The 385-nt window shown below is 59.5% G+C and carries 1 protein-coding gene; it reads right to left on the reverse strand.

Annotated elements, in window-relative coordinates:
- A partial coding sequence (locus RTW80_RS27620; protein ID WP_312721291.1) for an alanine:cation symporter family protein occupies window positions 1–385 on the reverse strand: 385 nt, incomplete at both ends.

Genomic DNA, 385 nt, shown 5'->3' on the forward strand with positions numbered 1-385 from the left:
GGCTAAGGGTGTAACCCAGCGCGCCGGAAGCCGCTTCGCGCCAGCCGAACGCGCTTTGGAAAATGGTGACGATGACGTTCGGCACCTCATCGATATGTATCGCGCATACCATCAGGCTGGTGGACACCCACAGCAGCGCCATCAGCGGAACCAGCCACTGCATCAGGCGGGCAACCCCTTTGAGCCCGGTCACAATGGTCAGCAGGGTGAGAAGGGCAAGCGCGCCGCCTGTCAGCCACTCCGGACAATTGAAGGCAAAGCGCAGCGCGTGGGCGACGGAATTTGCCTGAACGGTATTGAAAATAAGGCCATAGGCAATCAGCAAAAAGATCGAGAACAGAACGCCCATCCAGCGCATTCCCAGCCCGCGAGCCATATACCAGGC

Source organism: Escherichia sp. AM3, from assembly GCF_032029835.1.
Taxonomy (GTDB): domain Bacteria; phylum Pseudomonadota; class Gammaproteobacteria; order Enterobacterales; family Enterobacteriaceae; genus Escherichia; species Escherichia coli.